The sequence below is a fragment of the Micrococcus luteus genome (assembly GCF_022664405.1).
Taxonomy (GTDB): Bacteria; Actinomycetota; Actinomycetes; order Actinomycetales; family Micrococcaceae; genus Micrococcus; species Micrococcus luteus.
The window spans coordinates 64701-81270 of record NZ_JAKRLB010000003.1 but is presented as its reverse complement, the minus strand read 5'-3'; the positions used below and the strand labels follow the sequence as shown (position 1 = coordinate 81270).

General features: G+C 74.4%; 12 protein-coding genes and 3 tRNA genes. 13 read left to right on the top strand and 2 right to left on the bottom strand.

Annotation, left to right across the window (positions count from 1 at the left end; translation table 11 throughout):
• Nucleotides 1–108 precede the first annotated feature (108 nt).
• The 12 genes from MF605_RS02075 (at nt 109) to MF605_RS02020 (ending at nt 12490) form a co-directional block, all read left to right on the top strand.
• Nucleotides 109–1200, top strand: coding sequence for a branched-chain amino acid aminotransferase (locus MF605_RS02075; RefSeq protein WP_036382093.1), 1092 nt, complete (start codon nt 109–111; stop codon nt 1198–1200).
• A 25-nt stretch (nt 1201–1225) separates the two neighbouring features.
• Nucleotides 1226–3487, top strand: coding sequence for a carbon starvation CstA family protein (locus MF605_RS02070; protein ID WP_036382090.1), 2262 nt, complete (start codon nt 1226–1228; stop codon nt 3485–3487).
• A gap of 1 nt (nt 3488) precedes the next feature.
• Complete coding sequence (locus tag MF605_RS02065; RefSeq protein WP_036382088.1) at nt 3489–3734, top strand: YbdD/YjiX family protein; 246 nt, start codon at nt 3489–3491, stop codon at nt 3732–3734.
• Between the two features lie 184 nt (nt 3735–3918).
• Complete coding sequence (locus MF605_RS02060; protein WP_134416621.1) at nt 3919–4713, top strand: fumarylacetoacetate hydrolase family protein; 795 nt, start codon at nt 3919–3921, stop codon at nt 4711–4713.
• Between the two features lie 50 nt (nt 4714–4763).
• On the top strand, nt 4764–6341 hold the full coding sequence (gene gltX / locus MF605_RS02055; RefSeq protein WP_134416623.1) for a glutamate--tRNA ligase: 1578 nt from the start codon (nt 4764–4766) through the stop codon (nt 6339–6341).
• Nucleotides 6338–7135 carry an HAD family hydrolase gene (locus MF605_RS02050; protein WP_134416625.1) on the top strand — a complete coding sequence of 266 codons (798 nt, stop codon included), beginning with the start codon at nt 6338–6340 and terminating at the stop codon, nt 7133–7135. Before gltX ends, MF605_RS02050 begins: the two co-directional genes overlap by 4 nt.
• Nucleotides 7136–7254: 119 nt before the next feature.
• Nucleotides 7255–7326, top strand: a tRNA-Gln gene (locus MF605_RS02045).
• Nucleotides 7327–7381: 55 nt separating this feature from the next.
• A tRNA-Glu gene (locus MF605_RS02040) sits at nt 7382–7454 on the top strand.
• 147 nt (nt 7455–7601) lie between these two features.
• Nucleotides 7602–7674 (top strand) — tRNA-Glu (locus tag MF605_RS02035).
• Between the two features lie 105 nt (nt 7675–7779).
• Nucleotides 7780–9588 (top strand): dynamin family protein, encoded by a 1809-nt coding sequence (locus MF605_RS02030; protein ID WP_134416627.1) that lies wholly within the window; start codon nt 7780–7782, stop codon nt 9586–9588.
• The gene (locus tag MF605_RS02025; RefSeq protein WP_036312928.1) at nt 9585–11345 is read left to right on the top strand and encodes a GTPase; all 1761 of its coding nucleotides are present in this window, start codon (nt 9585–9587) and stop codon (nt 11343–11345) included. The genes MF605_RS02030 and MF605_RS02025 overlap by 4 nt, the downstream gene beginning before the upstream one ends.
• Nucleotides 11342–12490 (top strand): thiamine-phosphate kinase, encoded by a 1149-nt coding sequence (locus MF605_RS02020; protein ID WP_134416629.1) that lies wholly within the window; start codon nt 11342–11344, stop codon nt 12488–12490. Before MF605_RS02025 ends, MF605_RS02020 begins: the two co-directional genes overlap by 4 nt.
• Before the next feature lie 27 nt (nt 12491–12517).
• Here MF605_RS02020 and MF605_RS02015 read toward each other — a convergent pair whose 3' ends face one another.
• Both MF605_RS02015 and MF605_RS02010 read right to left on the bottom strand, forming a co-directional pair.
• On the bottom strand, nt 12518–13984 hold the full coding sequence (locus MF605_RS02015) for a UDP-glucose dehydrogenase family protein (RefSeq protein WP_134416631.1): 1467 nt from the start codon (nt 13982–13984) through the stop codon (nt 12518–12520).
• Between the two features lie 123 nt (nt 13985–14107).
• Entirely contained in the window at nt 14108–14884 is a 777-nt protein-coding gene (locus tag MF605_RS02010) for an IclR family transcriptional regulator (protein ID WP_002856418.1), read from the bottom strand.
• A gap of 229 nt (nt 14885–15113) precedes the next feature.
• On the opposite strand from MF605_RS02010, the gene leuC reads away from it, so the two are divergent.
• Nucleotides 15114–16568: a 3-isopropylmalate dehydratase large subunit gene (leuC, locus tag MF605_RS02005; protein ID WP_134416633.1), complete on the top strand. Its 1455-nt coding sequence runs from the start codon at nt 15114–15116 to the stop codon at nt 16566–16568.
• Nucleotides 16569–16570: the final 2 nt, after the last annotated feature.

Below are 16570 nucleotides of genomic sequence, written 5' to 3'. Positions count from 1 at the left end.
GGGCGACGGCCTGTGGCGTGTGCCACGCCCGGCGCCGTGGCCCCCGCGCGTCGTGCCCGGCACCGGAGCCGTCCCCATCCGCCACCCGTCACGAGGAGTGATCCCACCGTGTCCGAGACCGTGTTCACGCGGCAACCGCATCTGTCCCCGATGTCCGATCAGCAGCGCATCGAGATCCTCCAGGACCCCGGTTTCGGCAACGTCTTCACGGACCACATGGTCTCGATCGACTGGACCTGGGACGAGGACGGCGGCGCGTGGCATGACGCCCGCGTGGAGCCCTACGGACCGCTGTCCCTGGACCCCGCGGCCGCGGTGCTGCACTACGGCCAGGAGATCTTCGAGGGGCTGAAGGCCTACCGGCACGAGGACGGGTCGGTGTGGACGTTCCGTCCCGAGGCCAACGCGGCCCGCCTGAACCGCTCCGCCCGCCGCCTGGCCCTGCCGGAGCTGCCCGAGGAGCTGTTCCTCGGCTCGCTGCGGGCCCAGCTCGAGGCGGACCGGGTCTGGGTGCCCACCGGCCCGGGCCAGTCCCTCTACCTGCGCCCCTTCATGTTCGCCTCCGAGGCGTTCCTCGGCGTCCGCCCGGCCCGGCAGGTGCGGTACATGGTGATCGCCTCCCCGGCCGGCAACTACTTCGGCGGCGAGCTCAAGCCGGTGACCATCTGGGTCTCGCGCGAGTACGCCCGCGCCGGCAAGGGCGGCATGGGCGCGGCCAAGACCGGCGGCAACTACGCCGCCTCGCTGCTGCCCCAGCTGCAGGCCGCGGCGAAGGGCGCCGACCAGGTCGTGTTCCTCGACCAGTACAACGACGACGCGATCGAGGAGCTCGGCGGCATGAACGTGTTCTTCGTGCACGCCGACGGCCGCCTCGTCACCCCGGCACTCACCGGCACGATCCTCGAGGGCGTCACCCGCTCCTCGATCCTCCAGCTCGGCCGGGACATGGGCCTGACCGTCGAGGAGCGTCGCGTCACCCTCGCCGAGTGGGCCGAGGGCGTCCGCTCGGGCGAGATCACCGAGGTCTTCGCGTGCGGCACCGCCGCCGTCGTGACCCCGATCGGGCGTCTGCTCGACGGCGACGACGTGATCGAGTCCGCCGGCGGGACCGACGTGACCCTCAGGATCCGCGCCGAGCTCGAGGGCATCCAGACCGGGCGCGTCGAGGACCGCCACGGCTGGCTGCACCGCCTCGTCTGACCCCACCCCACGAACGGAGACCCCCGTGAGCTCGCACCGCTCCTCCGCGCCCGCCGAGGGCGCCCCACGCCCGGCCACGACGCCGGAAGACCTCCCGCCGACCGAGGCCGCCGGCCGGCCCCGCTGGACGCCCGTGAAGATCGCCGTCTGGGTGGCCGTCGCCCTGCTCGGCGGCGTCGCCTGGACCATGCTCGCCCTGCACCGCGGCGAGACGATCAACGCGATCTGGTTCGTGTTCGCCGCCGTGGCGACGTTCGCGATCGGCTACCGCTTCTACTCGAAGTACGTCGAGCGCATGATCGTCCACCCGGACGACACCCGCGCCACCCCGGCCGAGTACCGGGCCGACGGCCGGGACTACGTGGCCACCGACCGCCGCGTGCTCTACGGCCACCACTTCGCGGCCATCGCCGGCGCCGGCCCGCTCGTGGGCCCCGTGCTCGCCGCGCAGATGGGCTATCTGCCCGGCACCATCTGGATCATCGTCGGCGTGATCCTGGCCGGCGCGGTCCAGGACTACCTCGTCCTGTTCTTCTCGATGCGCCGCGGCGGCCGCTCGCTCGGCCAGATGGCCCGGGACGAGCTGGGCCGCGTCGGGGGCACCGCCGCGATCGTCGCGACCCTGCTGATCATGGTGATCATCACGGCCATCCTGGCCCTCGTGGTGGTCAACGCCCTGGGCGAGTCCCCGTGGGGCGTGTTCTCCGTGGCCATGACCATCCCGATCGCGCTCTTCATGGGCGCGTACCTGCGCTGGATCCGCCCGGGCCGCATCACCGAGATCTCCGTGATCGGGTTCGTCCTGCTCCTGGCGGCCATCATCGGCGGCGGCTGGGTCGCCGGGACCGAGTGGGGCGCGGCCCTGTTCACCCTGGACCGCACCACCATCGCCTGGGCCGTGATCATCTACGGGTTCGTCGCGGCCGTGCTGCCCGTGTGGCTGCTGCTCGCGCCGCGCGACTACCTGTCCACCTTCATGAAGATCGGCGTGATCGCGGGTCTCGCGCTGGCCATCGTCGTCGTGCAGCCGCGCATCGGCACCCCCGCGTTCTCCGAGTTCGCCTCGGGCCAGACCGGCCCGGTGTGGCCCGGTTCGCTGTTCCCGTTCCTGTTCGTCACCATCGCGTGCGGTGCGCTCTCCGGCTTCCACGCGCTGATCGCCTCGGGCACGACGCCCAAGATGGTGGAGAAGGAACGGCAGACCCGCTTCATCGGCTACGGCGGCATGCTCATGGAGGCCTTCGTGGCCATCATGGCGCTCGTGGCCGCCGTCTCGCTCGACCGCGGCATCTACTTCGCCATGAACTCCCCGGCCGCCCTCACCGGCGGCACCCCGGAGACCGCCGTCGACTTCGTCATGGGCCTCGGCCTGGCCGGCGTGAACCTCACCCCCGGGGACCTGACCCACCTGGCCGACCTCGTGGGCGAGGAGACCGTGGTCTCCCGCACCGGCGGCGCCCCCACCCTCGCGGTCGGCCTGGCGCACATCATGGGCCAGCTCGTGGGCGGCGACGCGCTCATGGGCTTCTGGTACCACTTCGCGATCATGTTCGAGGCGCTGTTCATCCTCACCGCCGTCGACGCCGGCACCCGCGTGGCCCGGTTCATGCTCCAGGACTCCCTGGGCAACGTGGTCCCGCGCTTCAAGGACACCTCGTGGCGCGTGGGCGCGTGGGTCTGCACGGCCATCATGGTGGCCGCGTGGGGCGCCGTGCTGATCATGGGCGTCACCGATCCGCTGGGCGGCATCAACACGCTGTTCCCGCTGTTCGGCATCGCCAACCAGCTGCTCGCGGCGATCGCGCTCGCCGTCGTCCTGACGATCGTCGCGCGCCGCCGGGACTTCCGGGGCCTGTGGATCGTGGCGCTGCCGCTGGCGTTCATCACCGTGGTCACCACCGTGGCGTCGTTCCAGAAGATCTTCTCCTCCATCCCGGCGGTGGGCTACTGGGCGCAGCATCGCGCGTTCCAGGACGCGCTGGCGGCGGGGAAGACGAGCTTCGGCGCCGCGAAGTCCGTGCCGGCCATGGAGGCCGTGGTCCGCAACACCTTCATCCAGGGCACGCTCTCCGTCGTCTTCCTGGTGTTGGCGCTGATCGTCATCACGACGTCGGTGCTCGCCACGGTGCGCGCCTTCCGCGGTACCGAGGTCATCGATCACCAGGACCCGTACGTGCCCTCGCAGCGCTTCGCCCCGGCCGGGCTGTTCGCCACGGCCGAGGAGAAGGAGCTGCAGCGGCAGTGGGACGCCCTGCCGGCGGACCGGCAGCCGGTGCGGGGTCACTGACGTGGCCGATCCGCGCGCGACGCCGGCCGGGTCCTCCACCGCGGAGGGCCCGGCCGGCCCGTCTCGGTCCGGGGTGTGGGCCCGGGTGCGCTGGTGGGTCCGCCAGCTCTCCGGAGAGGGGAAGTACGACGCGTACGTGGCCCACCACCGGGCCCACCATCCGGAGCGCGCGCCGATGACCGAGCGGGAGTTCTGGCGGGCCGAGTACGCGCGCCAGGAGGCCAATCCGGGCAGCCGCTGCTGCTGAGCGGTCTCGACCCGCCCCGCACCGCGCCGCGCTGAGCCAGACGAATCCGCCCGCGAGCCAGACGAATCGGTCTCCTCAGGCCGTCGGGCGCGGCCGAATCGTCTGGCTCGCGACGTCAGCGGGGTCGGCATCGGGTGGGGTGTCCGGCGACGGCGCCCGCCGCTCACCCACTAGGCTGGCGGCCATGCGCATCGCCCGTTTCGTGGACCAGGCCGAACCGACCTACGGCATCGTGGAGGGCCCGGCGGACGCCGACCTCTCCGAGCTGAGCATCACCGCCCTGCAGGGGGACCCGTTCTTCCATGGGATCCAGCCGACCGGCACGACCCACCGCCTCGAGGACGTGCGCCTCGTGGCCCCGATCATCCCGCGCTCGAAGATCGTGGGCGTCGGCCGCAACTGGGCTGACCACGCGAAGGAGCTCGGCAACGAGGTGCCCGCCTCGCCGCAGTTCTTCCTCAAGCCGAACACCTCCGTGGTGGGGCCGAACGAGCCGGTGACCCTGCCGAGCTGGTCGGACGAGGTCTCCTACGAGGCCGAGCTCGCCGTCGTCATCGGCACCATCTGCAAGGACGTGCCGGTGAGCCGCGTGGACGACGTCGTGTTCGGCTACACCGTGGGCAACGACCTCACCGCCCGCGACGCCCAGCGCACCGACCTGCAGTGGGCCCGCGCCAAGGGCTTCGACGGCGCCTGCCCGCTGGGCCCGTGGATCGAGACCGAGCTGGACGTGGAGCCGGCCGGCGGCCTGCGCATCACGTCCCGGCTCGACGGCGAGACCCGCCAGGACGGCACGACGGCGGACATGGTCTTCGGCGTCCGCGAGCTCGTGGCCGCGGCCTCGGAGATGTTCACCCTCCTTCCCGGCGACGTGATCCTGACCGGCACCCCGGGCGGGGTCGGGACGGTCCAGGAGGGCCAGCGCGTCGAGGCCGAGGTCGAGGGGATCGGCATCCTCGCCACCGTCGTCCGCCGCTGACGCGCCCGCCCGACGACGGCGTCCGGGCCCCCGCGTAGACTCGGGACATCATGACTGACGCCACCGCTCCCGTGTCCGAGAACGCCCCCGCCCCCTTCGCCGACGTCCCCCAGGTGGACGCCGAGACCCCCGTGCGCGTGCGCTTCGCCCCCTCGCCCACCGGCACCCCCCACGTGGGGCTGATCCGCACCGTCCTGTTCAACTGGGGCTGGGCGCGGCACACCGGCGGCACCCTCGTGTTCCGCATCGAGGACACGGACGCCAAGCGCGACTCGGAGGAGTCCTACCAGCAGCTGCTCGAGGCGATGCGCTGGCTCGGGATCGACTGGGACGAGGGCGTCGAGGTCGGCGGCCCGCACGAGCCGTACCGTCAGTCCCAGCGCGGGCAGATCTACGCGGACGTGATCGAGAAGCTCAAGGCCGGCGGATACATCTACCCGTCCTACTCGAGCCCCGAGGAGACCGAGGCCCGTCACCGGGCCGCCGGCCGCGACCCCAAGCTCGGCTACGACGGGCACGACCGTGACCTCACGGACGAGCAGATCGCCGCCTTCGAGGCCGAGGGCCGCGCGCCGGTCTGGCGGCTGCGCATGCCGGACGAGGACATCACCTTCACCGACCTGGTGCGCGGGGAGATCACCTTCAAGGCCGGCTCCGTGCCGGACTTCGTGGTGGTCCGCGCGGACGGCTCGCCGCTGTACACCCTCGTGAACCCGGTGGACGACGCGCTCATGGGCATCACCCACGTGCTGCGCGGCGAGGACCTGCTCTCCTCCACTCCGCGCCAGATCGCGCTCTACCGCGCCCTGTACGCGATCGGCGTCGCCCGGTACATGCCGGTGTTCGGCCACCTGCCCTACGTGATGGGCGAGGGCAACAAGAAGCTGTCCAAGCGCGATCCGCAGGCCAACCTGTTCCTGCACCGGGACAACGGCTTCATCCCGGAGGGCCTGCTGAACTACCTCGGCCTGCTGGGCTGGTCCCTCTCCGCGGACGAGGACATCTTCACCCCGCAGCAGTTCGTGGAGCACTTCGACGTGCACAAGGTGCTGGCCAACCCCGCCCGCTTCGACGAGAAGAAGGCGATCGCGATCAACGGCACGCACGTGCGCATGCTCGACGTGGCCGACTTCCGTGACCGTCTCGCGCCCTACCTGCACGCGGCCGGCCTCGTGGGCGAGCACCTGACGGAGCGGGAGATGGAGGTCCTCACCGCCGCGGCCCCGCTCGTGCAGGAGCGCGTGCAGCTGCTCGGCGAGGCCGTCGAGATGCTCGCCTTCCTCTTCACGGCGGACCGGGACGTCCGGACCGCCGAGGGCGCCCTCAAGGGCATGCCGGCGGACCTGGGCGCCGCCGTCGCCGCGGCCCGGGAGGCGCTGGCCGCCCTGCCCGAGGACGAGTTCACCACCGAGCGCATCGAGGCGGCGCTGCGGGCGGCCCTCATCGACGGCCTGGGCCTCAAGCCGCGCCAGGCGTTCGGCCCGGTGCGCGTCGCGGTGACCGGCCGCAAGGTGTCCCCGCCGCTCTTCGAGTCGCTCGAGATCCTGGGCCGGGACTCCGCGCGCGCGCGCCTGGACCGCTTCGCCGCGGAGCAGGGCCTGGACCAGGACCAGCCCACCGACGCATGAGCCGGGGCGCCAGCACGACGCCGGCCGGCGGGTCCGCGGGCGCGCCCGCGCCGCCGGCCTGGGACGCCGTCCTCTTCGACCTGGACGACACGCTGCTGGATCTGCGCTCCGCCCAGCACGCCGCGTTCGACGCGACGGTGCGCCGGCAGTGGGCCGGGGCCGCCGACGTCGACCAGGCGGTGCTGGCCGAGGCCACCGAGGCCTTCGCGTCCGACACCGGCGGCCACTACGGGCGCTACGTGGCCGGGGAGCTGACGTTCGAGGAGCAGCGGCTGGCCCGCGTGGCCGACGCCCTGCGCACGCTCGGCGTGCCCGAAGACGCGGCGACCCCGCTCGACGGCCTGTGGACCACCGACTACGAAGAGGTCGTGCGCGGACACTGGACGCTGTTCCCCGCGACCGCCGACGTGCTCGCCGAGGTGCGGGGAACAGGCCGTGGCGTGGGGATCGTCACGAACAACGTGGAGACCTACCAGCGCGGCAAGGCCGACGCCCTCGGTCTGGAGTGGGTCGAGGTGCTGATCGGCTCGGACACGGCCGGGGCCCCGAAGCCGGACCCGGCCCCCTTCCTGGCCGGCTGCTCCCGCCTGGGCGCGGACCCGGGACGCACCCTCATGGTGGGGGACAGCCTGCGTCACGACGTCGAGGGGGCCCGGTCGGCGGGGCTCGTTCCGGTGTGGATGAGCCCCGACGCCCCCGCCCACGGCGGGGCGGAGGAGCCGCTCTGGGACGAGGAGCACGCATGCTGGCGGATGCGGGCGATCGGCGGGCTGCGGACCTGGCTGACGGCCTGACCCGCCGATTTTGCACGCACCGCCCGGAGGGTGTAGAGTTCTTTCTCGTTGCCGGAGAGATCCGGGAACACCGAGCTCATGAATATGATGCACATCGGTCAGGCATGCTTGACCGACAGTGGGGTATGGTGTAATTGGCAACACAACGGTTTCTGGTACCGTCATTCTAGGTTCGAGTCCTGGTACCCCAGCGAGTCTTCGGACTCAGTGAACGCGCACGGGCGGAGACGCTCGGACGTGGCGCACGGCCCCATCGTATAGCGGCCTAGTACGCCGCCCTCTCACGGCGGTAACGCGGGTTCAAATCCCGCTGGGGTCACGCAGTCGCCGCCCGGTCCTCGGACCGGAACGGCACGGGCGGATGAACGCATCCGCCGCCTGAACAGGAGACGCAGGCGCAGAAGAAGGTCTCCACGGCATCGCTTCCGCACACGCGGACAGCGCGCTACACGCGGACAGCGCGCTCGGCCCCATCGTATAGCGGCCTAGTACGCCGCCCTCTCACGGCGGTAACGCGGGTTCAAATCCCGCTGGGGTCACCCGAGTGACAGGAAGCCCGGTCCCTGCGGACCGGGCTTCCGTCGTCTCCGTCCGCCGGGCCGGCGGGATGGGCGGTCGGCGCGCGCCGTGAGACGATGGCCCACGTGCCACACACGGATCAGAACGCCCCAGACCTCGGTGTCGACACGGCCGTCCGCCGCGTGCGCGAGCACCTCGCCGCGCTCGAGCTGCCGTTCGAGACCGTCACTGCGGGGCAGGACCGCGCCGAGCGCGAGCGCACCCTGCACCAGATCGACGACTACGTGCTGCCCCGCCTCGACTCGCTCGACGCGCCGCTGCTGGCCGTCGTCGGCGGCTCCACCGGTGCGGGCAAGTCCACGCTGGTGAACGCGCTCGTCGGCCATGAGGTCTCCCGCTCCTCCGCCCTGCGGCCCACCACGCGGCAGCCTCTGCTGCTGCACAACCCCGCCGACGCCCACTGGTTCACGGGCCCGCGGGTGCTGCCCGACCTCGCCCGCGTCAGCGTGCACCGCGACGCGGCCGCCGGCCCCGTCGAACCCGACCAGTCCGCGATGGACACGGTCGCGCTCGTGGCCGAGCCCGCACTGCCGTCAGGCATCGCCCTCGTGGACGCCCCGGACATCGACTCCGTGGCGGACCAGAACCGCGCGCTGGCCCGGCAGCTCCTCGAAGCCGCCGACCTGTGGATCTTCACGACGACGGCGCACCGCTACGCCGACGCCGTGCCCTGGCAGCTGCTGGACGAGGCCGCCGCCCGCGACATCACCGTGGCCGTCGTGCTCGGCCGCGTGCCCGAGGGCGCGGCGGAGGACATCACCCCGGACCTGCGGCGCATGCTCACCGAGCGCGGCCTCGCCGACGCCCGGATCCACGTGATCCCCGAGACCCGCTTCGACGAGCGCGGTCTGCTCCCGCAGGAGCACGTCGCGGGCCTGCGCGCCTGGCTCGAGACCCTCGCCGCCGACGCCCAGGCGCGCGGCGCTGTCGCCCGCCGGACCGTGGACGGCGTGCTGGGCCAGCTGGCCGCCCGCGTCGCCGACCTGGCCCGCGCCGAGGAGGAGCAGCGGCATGCCGCGGACCTGCTCGCCCGGATCGTGGGGGACTCCACGGACCAGGCCGTCGGCCGGGTCCGTGAGGCCACCTCGGACGGCACGCTGCTGCGCGGCGAGGTGCTCTCCCGCTGGCAGGACTTCGTCGGCACGGGGGAGTTCTTCCGCGGCGTCGAGACCACGATCGGCCGGCTGCGGGACCGCCTCGGCGCCCTGGTGCGCGGGCGCCCGGCCCCGCCCGAAGAGGTCGAGACCGCGCTCGAGACCGGCCTGCACGCCGTGATGGTCGAGGCGGCTGCCGCGGCCGCCGAGCAGATCGAGCGGCGTTGGGCGTCCGAGCCGGCGGGCCGGGCCCTCGTGGCCGGGCGCGACCTGGGCGCCCTGGCGCCGGACACGTCGGCGCGGGCGGCCGACGTCGTGCGGGACTGGCAGTCGGACGTCTTGGCACTGGTCCAGGAGGAGGGCGCGGGCAAGCGCACGCGCGCCCGCCTGGCGGCCACCGGCGTGAACGGCGCGGCCGTGGCCCTCATGATCATCTCGTTCGCCTCCACCGGCGGACTCGCGGGCATCGAGGTCGGCATCGCCGGCGGCGCCGCCGTCGTCGGGCAGAAGCTGCTCGAGTCGATCTTCGGCGAGGACGCCGTGCGCCGCATGGCCCGGCGTGCCGATGAGCTGCTCGAGCACCGCGTGCGGGCCTTCCTCGAGACCGTGCTCGCGGACCGCTTCCTGCCGCTGCTCCACCTCGAGCGCGAGCCGCAGGCCACCGAGGAGCTGCGCGCCCTCGTGCCGGTGTTGCGCCGAGGGGTGGCCGCCGGCGTCGACGGCCCGACCGGGCCCGAGCACGTCCCGTCCGCCGCCGAGGCGGGGGAGGAGCCCCGATGAGCCGCCGCGACACCCCCGCCCTGGCCCCCCGCCTGGACGCCCTCGGTGAGGCCGCCGAGCTGGCCGCGGGCCGCCTGCCCGAGGACGTCGTGGCCGGGGCCGACGCCGTCGTGCGCGCGGCCGGGGAGCGCCAGGCACTCTCCGCGGAGCACACCGTGGTCGGGTTCTTCGGGGCGACGGGCTCCGGCAAGTCCTCCCTGTTCAACGCGCTCACCGGCCGCGACCTGGCCCGCGTGGCCGCCACCCGGCCCACCACGTCCGAGCCGCTCGCCGCGGTCTGGGGCGTGGGCCGGGGACAGGGGCTGGACCCGGACGCGGAGCACGGCGACGGCACCGGCGAGGGCGGCGGCGCGGCCGCCCTGCTCGACTGGCTCGGCGTGCGCCGCCGCCACCTGCTGGACGAGGCCCCCGTGCTCGACGACGGCCGCCCCGGGTTCCTCGGCTTCGGCCGCCGTGACGGCGCCGACGCCACCGGCCTGATCCTGCTGGACCTGCCGGACATCGACTCGGTCGAGCGGGGCAACCGCGAGATCACCTCCCGGCTGGCCGGCCACGTGGACGTGCTGGTGTGGGTCGTGGACCCGGAGAAGTACGCGGACGCCGTGCTGCACCGCGAGTTCCTGGCGACCATGGGCTCGCACGCGGCCGTGACCCTCGTGCTGCTCAACCAGGTGGACCGGCTCTCGGTGCGGGACCGGGACGTCGTGCTGGCCTCGCTGCGCCGGATGCTCTCCGGCCACGGCCTCGGCGACGTCCGGGTGCTGCCCGTGTCCGCGCGCACGGGGGAGGGCCTCGAGGAGGTCGGCCGGCAGGTCGCGGCGATCGTCGCCCAGCGCGGCGCGGCCGCCGAGCGCCTGGGCGCGGACGTCGCGGCCCGTGCCGCGGACCTCGCCGCCGCCTCGGGCGAGGGCGAGCCGGCCGGCGTCGGGCCCGGGGACGAGCAGCGGCTCGGGCGCGAGCTGGCCGTGGCCGGCGGCGTGCCGGCCGTCGTCCGGGCGGTCGAGGGCTCGTACCGGCTGCGTTCGGCCAAGCGCACCAGCTGGCCCGTGCTGCGCTGGATGCACTCCTTCCGCGCGGACCCCCTGCGGCGCCTGCACCTGATGCCCGAGAGCGCCGCCCCCCGCCGCGACCGGGACGAGGTCGCCCGCGACCCCGCGCTGCACCGCACCTCCCTGCCCGAGCGCTCGGGCACCCAGCGGGCCGTCGTCGACGGCGCGGTCCGCACGCTGGCCGCCGCGGCCGGCGCGGGAGCCTCCGAGCCGTGGGCCGCCGCCATCCGCCGCGCGGGCCGGGAGCACGCCGAGGAGCTCCCCGGCGCCGTGGACCAGGCGATCGCCGCCACCGACCTCGGGGCCGGTCGGGGCAGCTGGTGGCACCCCGTGCTGGACGTGCTGCAGTGGCTCGCCCTCCTCACCGCCGTCGTCGGCGCCGGCTGGCTGGGCGTCCTCGCCCTGGCGGGGTACCTGCAGTTCCCCCTGCCGCCCGCGCCCACGGTCGAGGGCTTCCCCCTCCCGACGCTGCTGCTCGTCGGCGGCCTCGCGCTCGGCGTGCTGCTGGCCCTGCTGGCGATCCCCCTGACCCGGTGGACCGCCGCGGCGCGGGGACGCCGCGCGCGCCGCCGCCTCGAGGAGGCGACCACCGACGTCGGCCGACGGCTCGTCGTCGACCCGGTGCGCGCCGAGGTGGACCGCTTCCACGCCTTCCGCGACGCCCTCGCCCGGGCCTCCGGCGTCCCGGTCCGGCGGGGCCGCCGATGACGGTGTGCGACCCCGCGGCCACGGCGGGGGCGACCGTCGGCGACCTCACAGAGGCCGAGCTGCTGGAGGTCGTCCTGACCGGGCTCGCCCCCGCCGCCCGGGACGGCCACTGGCCCGCCGGCACCGTCGCCCCGGGCGACGACGCCGCCCTCGTGCCCGCGCCCCGCCGCGGGACGCTCATCTCCACGGACGCGATGGGGGAGGGCACGGACTTCCTGCACCGCTGGCCCGCCGGCCCCCGCACCCGCGGCCACGACGCCGGCTGGAAGGCCGTCGCCCAGAACCTCTCGGACGTCAACGCGATGGGCGGGACCGCCTCCGCGCTCGTCACCGCCCTCACCCTGCCGCCGACGACGTCGGTCGCCTGGGTGCGGTCGTTCGCCGCGGGCATCGTGGGCGCGGTGCGTCACCTCGGCGCGCCGGACTGCCGGGTGGCCGGGGGCGACCTGGGCACCGGCGGACGGGTCCACGCCGCGGTGACGGTGCTCGGGGACCCGCACCCCGGCGGCGTGCTGTGCCGCACGCCGGCCGCGGCGGACCGGGACCGCGTGCTCGCCGAGGGCGCCGACCTCGTCCATGCCCAGGCGGTGCCGGGAGGTCCCCGGGCCGCCGCGCCCCCGGGGCCGGGGTGGGCCGCCGCCGGGCTCACCCTGCTGCTCACCGACCGCGCGGAGCTGGAGCGGCGGGCGGACGCCCTCCCCGCCGCCGACCGGCCGTCACCGCGGGAGCTCGCCCGCGCCGTCCGCGCCCAGCTGCGACCCCGCCCGCCGCTGGCCCTCGGGCCCGCCGCGGTGACGGCCGGCCTGCTCACCCTCATGGACGTCTCCGACGGCCTGGGCAAGGACGCGCACCGCATGGCGGCCGCCACCGGCGGGGCCGGCCCCGCGCCGGCACCGTGGCTGGACGAGGCCTGGCTGGCGGAGGCCGCCGCACCCCTGCGCCGCGTGGCCGCCCTGGCCGGGACCAGCCCGGAGGCGCTCGTGACCGGCGGGGGCGAGGACTACGGCCTCCTGGGGCTGGCGTGGCCCGAGACCGAGCTGCCCCGGGGGTTCACGCGGATCGGCCGGCTCGTGCCGGCCGGGGCCCGGCCGCCGGCCGGGCACCGGCCCCTGTCCGAGTCCGGCTGGGACCCGTTCGCCGGCTGAACGCCCGGGCCGGGGTCCGCGGGCGGGTCAGGCCGCGCGGAGGAGTCGCTCCGGGTCGAAGCGGTGGCCGAGGCCGATGACGTCCCACCCGTGCTCGCGCCACGCGGCGACGTCCAGGACGTTGCGCCCGTCGATCAGCAGGCGGGAGGCCACGCGTGCGCCCACGGCGTCCGGATCCATCTCGCGGAACTGGCGCCACTCGGTCAGCAGCAGGGTCAGCTCGGCGCCGTCCACGGCCGCCTCGAGCGAGTCCACGTAGTCGAGCCGCGGGAAGCGGGCGGCCGCGTTGGCGTTGCCCTCGGGGTCGTACACCCGGACGTCGGCGCCGGCCGTGTAGAGACGGTTGGCGACGTCGAGGGCGGGGGAGTCCCGGACGTCGTCGGAGTCCGGCTTGAACGTGACGCCCAGCACGGCGATCCGCGTGCCGTTGAGCACCTGCACGCTCGCGGGGGTGGGGGCGGGCCCGGAGGCCTCGGCCCGGCGGATCCGGCCGTCGCGAGCCGCGGAGAGCACCTGCACCGCCAGGTCCACCACGCGGTCACGGCGGCGCAGGTTGATGTCGTCCACCTCCGCCAGGAACCGCATGGTCCGGTCCAGGCCCAGCTCGGAGACGCGGGCCTGGAGCGCGCGGATGTCCTTGGGCAGGCAGCCGCCCCCGAAGCCCACGCCCGCGTTGAGGAACCGGCGTCCGATCCGCGCGTCGTGGCCGATCGCGTCCGCGAGGGTGCCGATGTCCCCGCCCACGTTCTCGGTGATCTCCGAGAACGCGTTGATGAACGAGATCTTCGTGGCCAGGAAGGCGTTGGCGGCCACCTTCACCAACTCGGCCGTCTCGAGGTCCGTGCTGATCCACGGGGTGTCGGCCGCGAGCTGCCGCGCGTAGACGCGGCGCAGGATGCCCTCGGCGCGGGGCCCGTGCGTGCCGATGACGAGGCGGTCCGGGGTGAGCGTGTCCCTCACGGCGAAGCCCTCCCGGAGGAACTCGGGGTTCCAGGCGAGCTCGACCTCGCCCGGCAGTCCGGCCTCCGCGCGCACGGTGCGCACGAGCTCGGCCAGGCGACGCGCGGTGCCCACGGGCACGGTCGACTTGCCGACGATCAGCGCGTCGCGGTCGATCGCCGCGGCGAGGGAGGCGACGGCGGCGTCCACGTAGCTCAGGTCCGCCGCGGTCTCGCCCACCTTCTGCGGGGTGCCGACGCCGATGAAGTGGACGTCCGCCCAGCGGGCCGCCTCCGCGACGTCGGTGGTGAAGCGCAGCCGCCCGGAGGCGACGTGGGTGCGCAGCAGCTCGGGCAGGCCGGGTTCGTGGAAGGGCACCTCGCCGCGGGCCAGGCGCTCGATCTTGGCCGGGTCCACGTCCACGCCGAGGACCTCGAAGCCCAGCTCGGCCATGCAGGCGGCGTGTGTGGCGCCCAGATAGCCCGTGCCGATCACGGACAGCCGCGGCGCGGCCTCCTGCTCGGCGGGGGCGGCGGGCGCGGTCGTCTCGGTCACGGCGGACTCCTCGGTGGTGCGGGGGGCGGCGGTCGGGGACCTGGCTGACGCTAGGCCCCGCGGGTGAACGCGGGAAGAACGGGGTGTCTCCGCGGCGCATCCCGTCGGTGGCGCGGGCGGGCCTCAGGCCTCGCCGGCGCGGATGAGCTCGGTGAGTCGCGTCGCGGCGGAGACGACGGCGTCCGCGTGCAGTCGGCCCGGCTGGCGGGAGAGCCGCTCGAGGGGGCCGGAGATCGAGACCGCCGCGATGACGCGTCCGCTGGGGCCGCGCACCGGTGCGGACACCGAGGCGACCCCGGGCTCGCGCTCGGCCAGGGACTGGGCCCAGCCGCGCCGCCGCACCGCCGCGAGGACGGTGGGTGTGAACACGGCGCCGGCCAGTCCCTCGACGAGCCGCTCGTGGTCCTCCCAGGCCAGGAGCACCTGCGCGGCGGAGCCGGCCTTCATGGACATGCGGGCGCCCACGGGGATGGTGTCGCGCAGGCCCCAGGGCCGCTCCGCGCTGGCCACGCACACGCGGGAGTCCGCCTGCCGACGGAACACCTGGGCGCTCTCTCCCGTGGCGTCGCGCAGCCACAGCAGCACCGGACCGGAGGCCGTGGTGAGCCGGTCCTCACCGGCGGCGGAGGCGAGCTCGGCCAGGCGGGTGCCCAGCACGTAGCGGCCCTGCAGGTCCTTGCCCACCATGCGGTGGTGCGTGAGGGCGGCCGCGAGCCGGTGCAGCGTGGGCCGCGCGATCCCGGTGGCAGTGACGAGCTGGGCGAGCGTGGCCGGGCCGGACTCGAGCGCGTCGAGGATCGCCACCGACTTGTCCACCACGCCGACGCCGCTGGGATGCCGGTGGAGCGAGGGGCCGATGAGGTCGTCCTCGGTGGGCGGGCGCACGGGCTCGGTGGTCATGGGGTGATCGTAGTCGTCTCACTGCTCGGACGGACCGGGGGTGTCGGTGTGCGTCGCATGTGACCGGGCCGGCCGGCGTCAGGTCCGGCATGTGAGACGAAATCTCACGATATGGAATATCGCGCCGCGCGGTCGAGAACGGCCCCGCCGCGCCCCACAGTGGTCCGTGAGCACCGGCGCCCCGCGCCGGGCGACGACCGACAGGTGCGTGAGCAGGAAGGTGCGGCACATGACGACGGCGACGACGCGGCCCAGGACGCTGGCCGAGAAGGTCTGGGACGAGCACGTGGTGGTGCGCGGCGAGGGCGAGGGCGCCTCCCGCACCCCCGACCTGCTCTACATCGACCTGCACCTCGTGCACGAGGTGACGAGCCCGCAGGCCTTCGAGGGGCTGCGTCTGGCCGGGCGTCCGGTGCGTCGGCCCGACCTGACCATCGCCACGGAGGACCACAACACCCCGACGCTGGACATCGACCAGCCGATCGCGGATCCCACCTCGCGCACCCAGATCGAGACCCTGCGGGCCAACTGCGCCGAGTTCGGTGTGCGCCTGCACCCGTTGGGCGACGCCGAGCAGGGCATCGTCCACGTCGTCGGCCCCCAGCTGGGCCTGACCCAGCCCGGCCTCACCGTGGTCTGCGGCGACTCCCACACCTCCACCCACGGCGCGTTCGGCGCCCTGGCGTTCGGCATCGGCACCTCCGAGGTCGAGCACGTCCTGGCCACCCAGACCCTGCCGCTGAAGCCCTTCAAGACCATGGCGGTCACCGTGGACGGCACGCTGCGCCCGGGTGTGACGGCCAAGGACATCATCCTCGCGGTCATCGCGAAGATCGGCACGGGCGGGGGCCAGGGCTTCGTGCTCGAGTACCGCGGTGAGGCCATCCGGAACCTCTCCATGGAGGGCCGGATGACCATCTGCAACATGTCCATCGAGGCCGGCGCCCGCGCCGGCATGGTCGCCCCGGACGAGACCACCCTCGCCTACCTGAAGGGACGGCCCCATGCCCCCGAGGGCGCCGACTGGGACGCCGCCGTCGAGCACTGGCGCACCCTCGCCACGGATGAGGGCGCGGAGTTCGACGCCGAGGTGGTCATCGACGCGGACACGCTGGAGCCGTTCGTCACGTGGGGCACCAACCCGGGGCAAGGTGTGAGCCTGAACGACACCGTCCCCGCGCCCGAGGACTTCGCCGACCCGGTGGCCCAGGAGGCGGCCCGCAAGGCGCTGTCCTACATGGACCTGGCCCCCGGCACCCCGATGAAGCAGGTCGAGGTCGACACCGTGTTCATGGGCTCGTGCACCAACTCCCGCATCGAGGACCTGCGGGCGTTCGCCGAGGTCGTCCGGGGCCGGCGCAAGGCCGAGGGGCTGCGCGTCATGGTCGTGCCGGGCTCGGCGCGCGTGCGTCTGCAGGCCATGGACGAGGGCCTGGACAGGGTGTTCGAGGACTTCGGGGCCGAGTGGCGGTTCGCCGGATGCTCCATGTGCCTGGGCATGAACCCGGACCAGCTCTCCCCGGGGGAGCGTTGCGCGTCCACCTCCAACCGCAACTTCGAGGGCCGGCAGGGCAAGGGCGGGCGCACCCACCTGGTGTCCCCGGTGGTCGCCGCGGCCACCGCCGTGCTGGGCCGCCTCGCCAGCCCGTCCGACCTGCCCGCCCTCACCCCCCAGGAGGCCTGAGC

Coding starts and splice junctions, on each gene's coding strand:
- MF605_RS02060 (WP_134416621.1), top strand. CDS start 3,919: ATGCGCATCGCCCGTTTCGTGGACCAGGCCGAACCGACCTACGGCATC.
- gltX (WP_134416623.1), top strand. CDS start 4,764: ATGACTGACGCCACCGCTCCCGTGTCCGAGAACGCCCCCGCCCCCTTC.
- MF605_RS02050 (WP_134416625.1), top strand. CDS start 6,338: ATGAGCCGGGGCGCCAGCACGACGCCGGCCGGCGGGTCCGCGGGCGCG.
- MF605_RS02025 (WP_036312928.1), top strand. CDS start 9,585: ATGAGCCGCCGCGACACCCCCGCCCTGGCCCCCCGCCTGGACGCCCTC.
- MF605_RS02020 (WP_134416629.1), top strand. CDS start 11,342: ATGACGGTGTGCGACCCCGCGGCCACGGCGGGGGCGACCGTCGGCGAC.
- MF605_RS02010 (WP_002856418.1), bottom strand. CDS start 14,884: ATGACCACCGAGCCCGTGCGCCCGCCCACCGAGGACGACCTCATCGGC.
- leuC (WP_134416633.1), top strand. CDS start 15,114: ATGACGACGGCGACGACGCGGCCCAGGACGCTGGCCGAGAAGGTCTGG.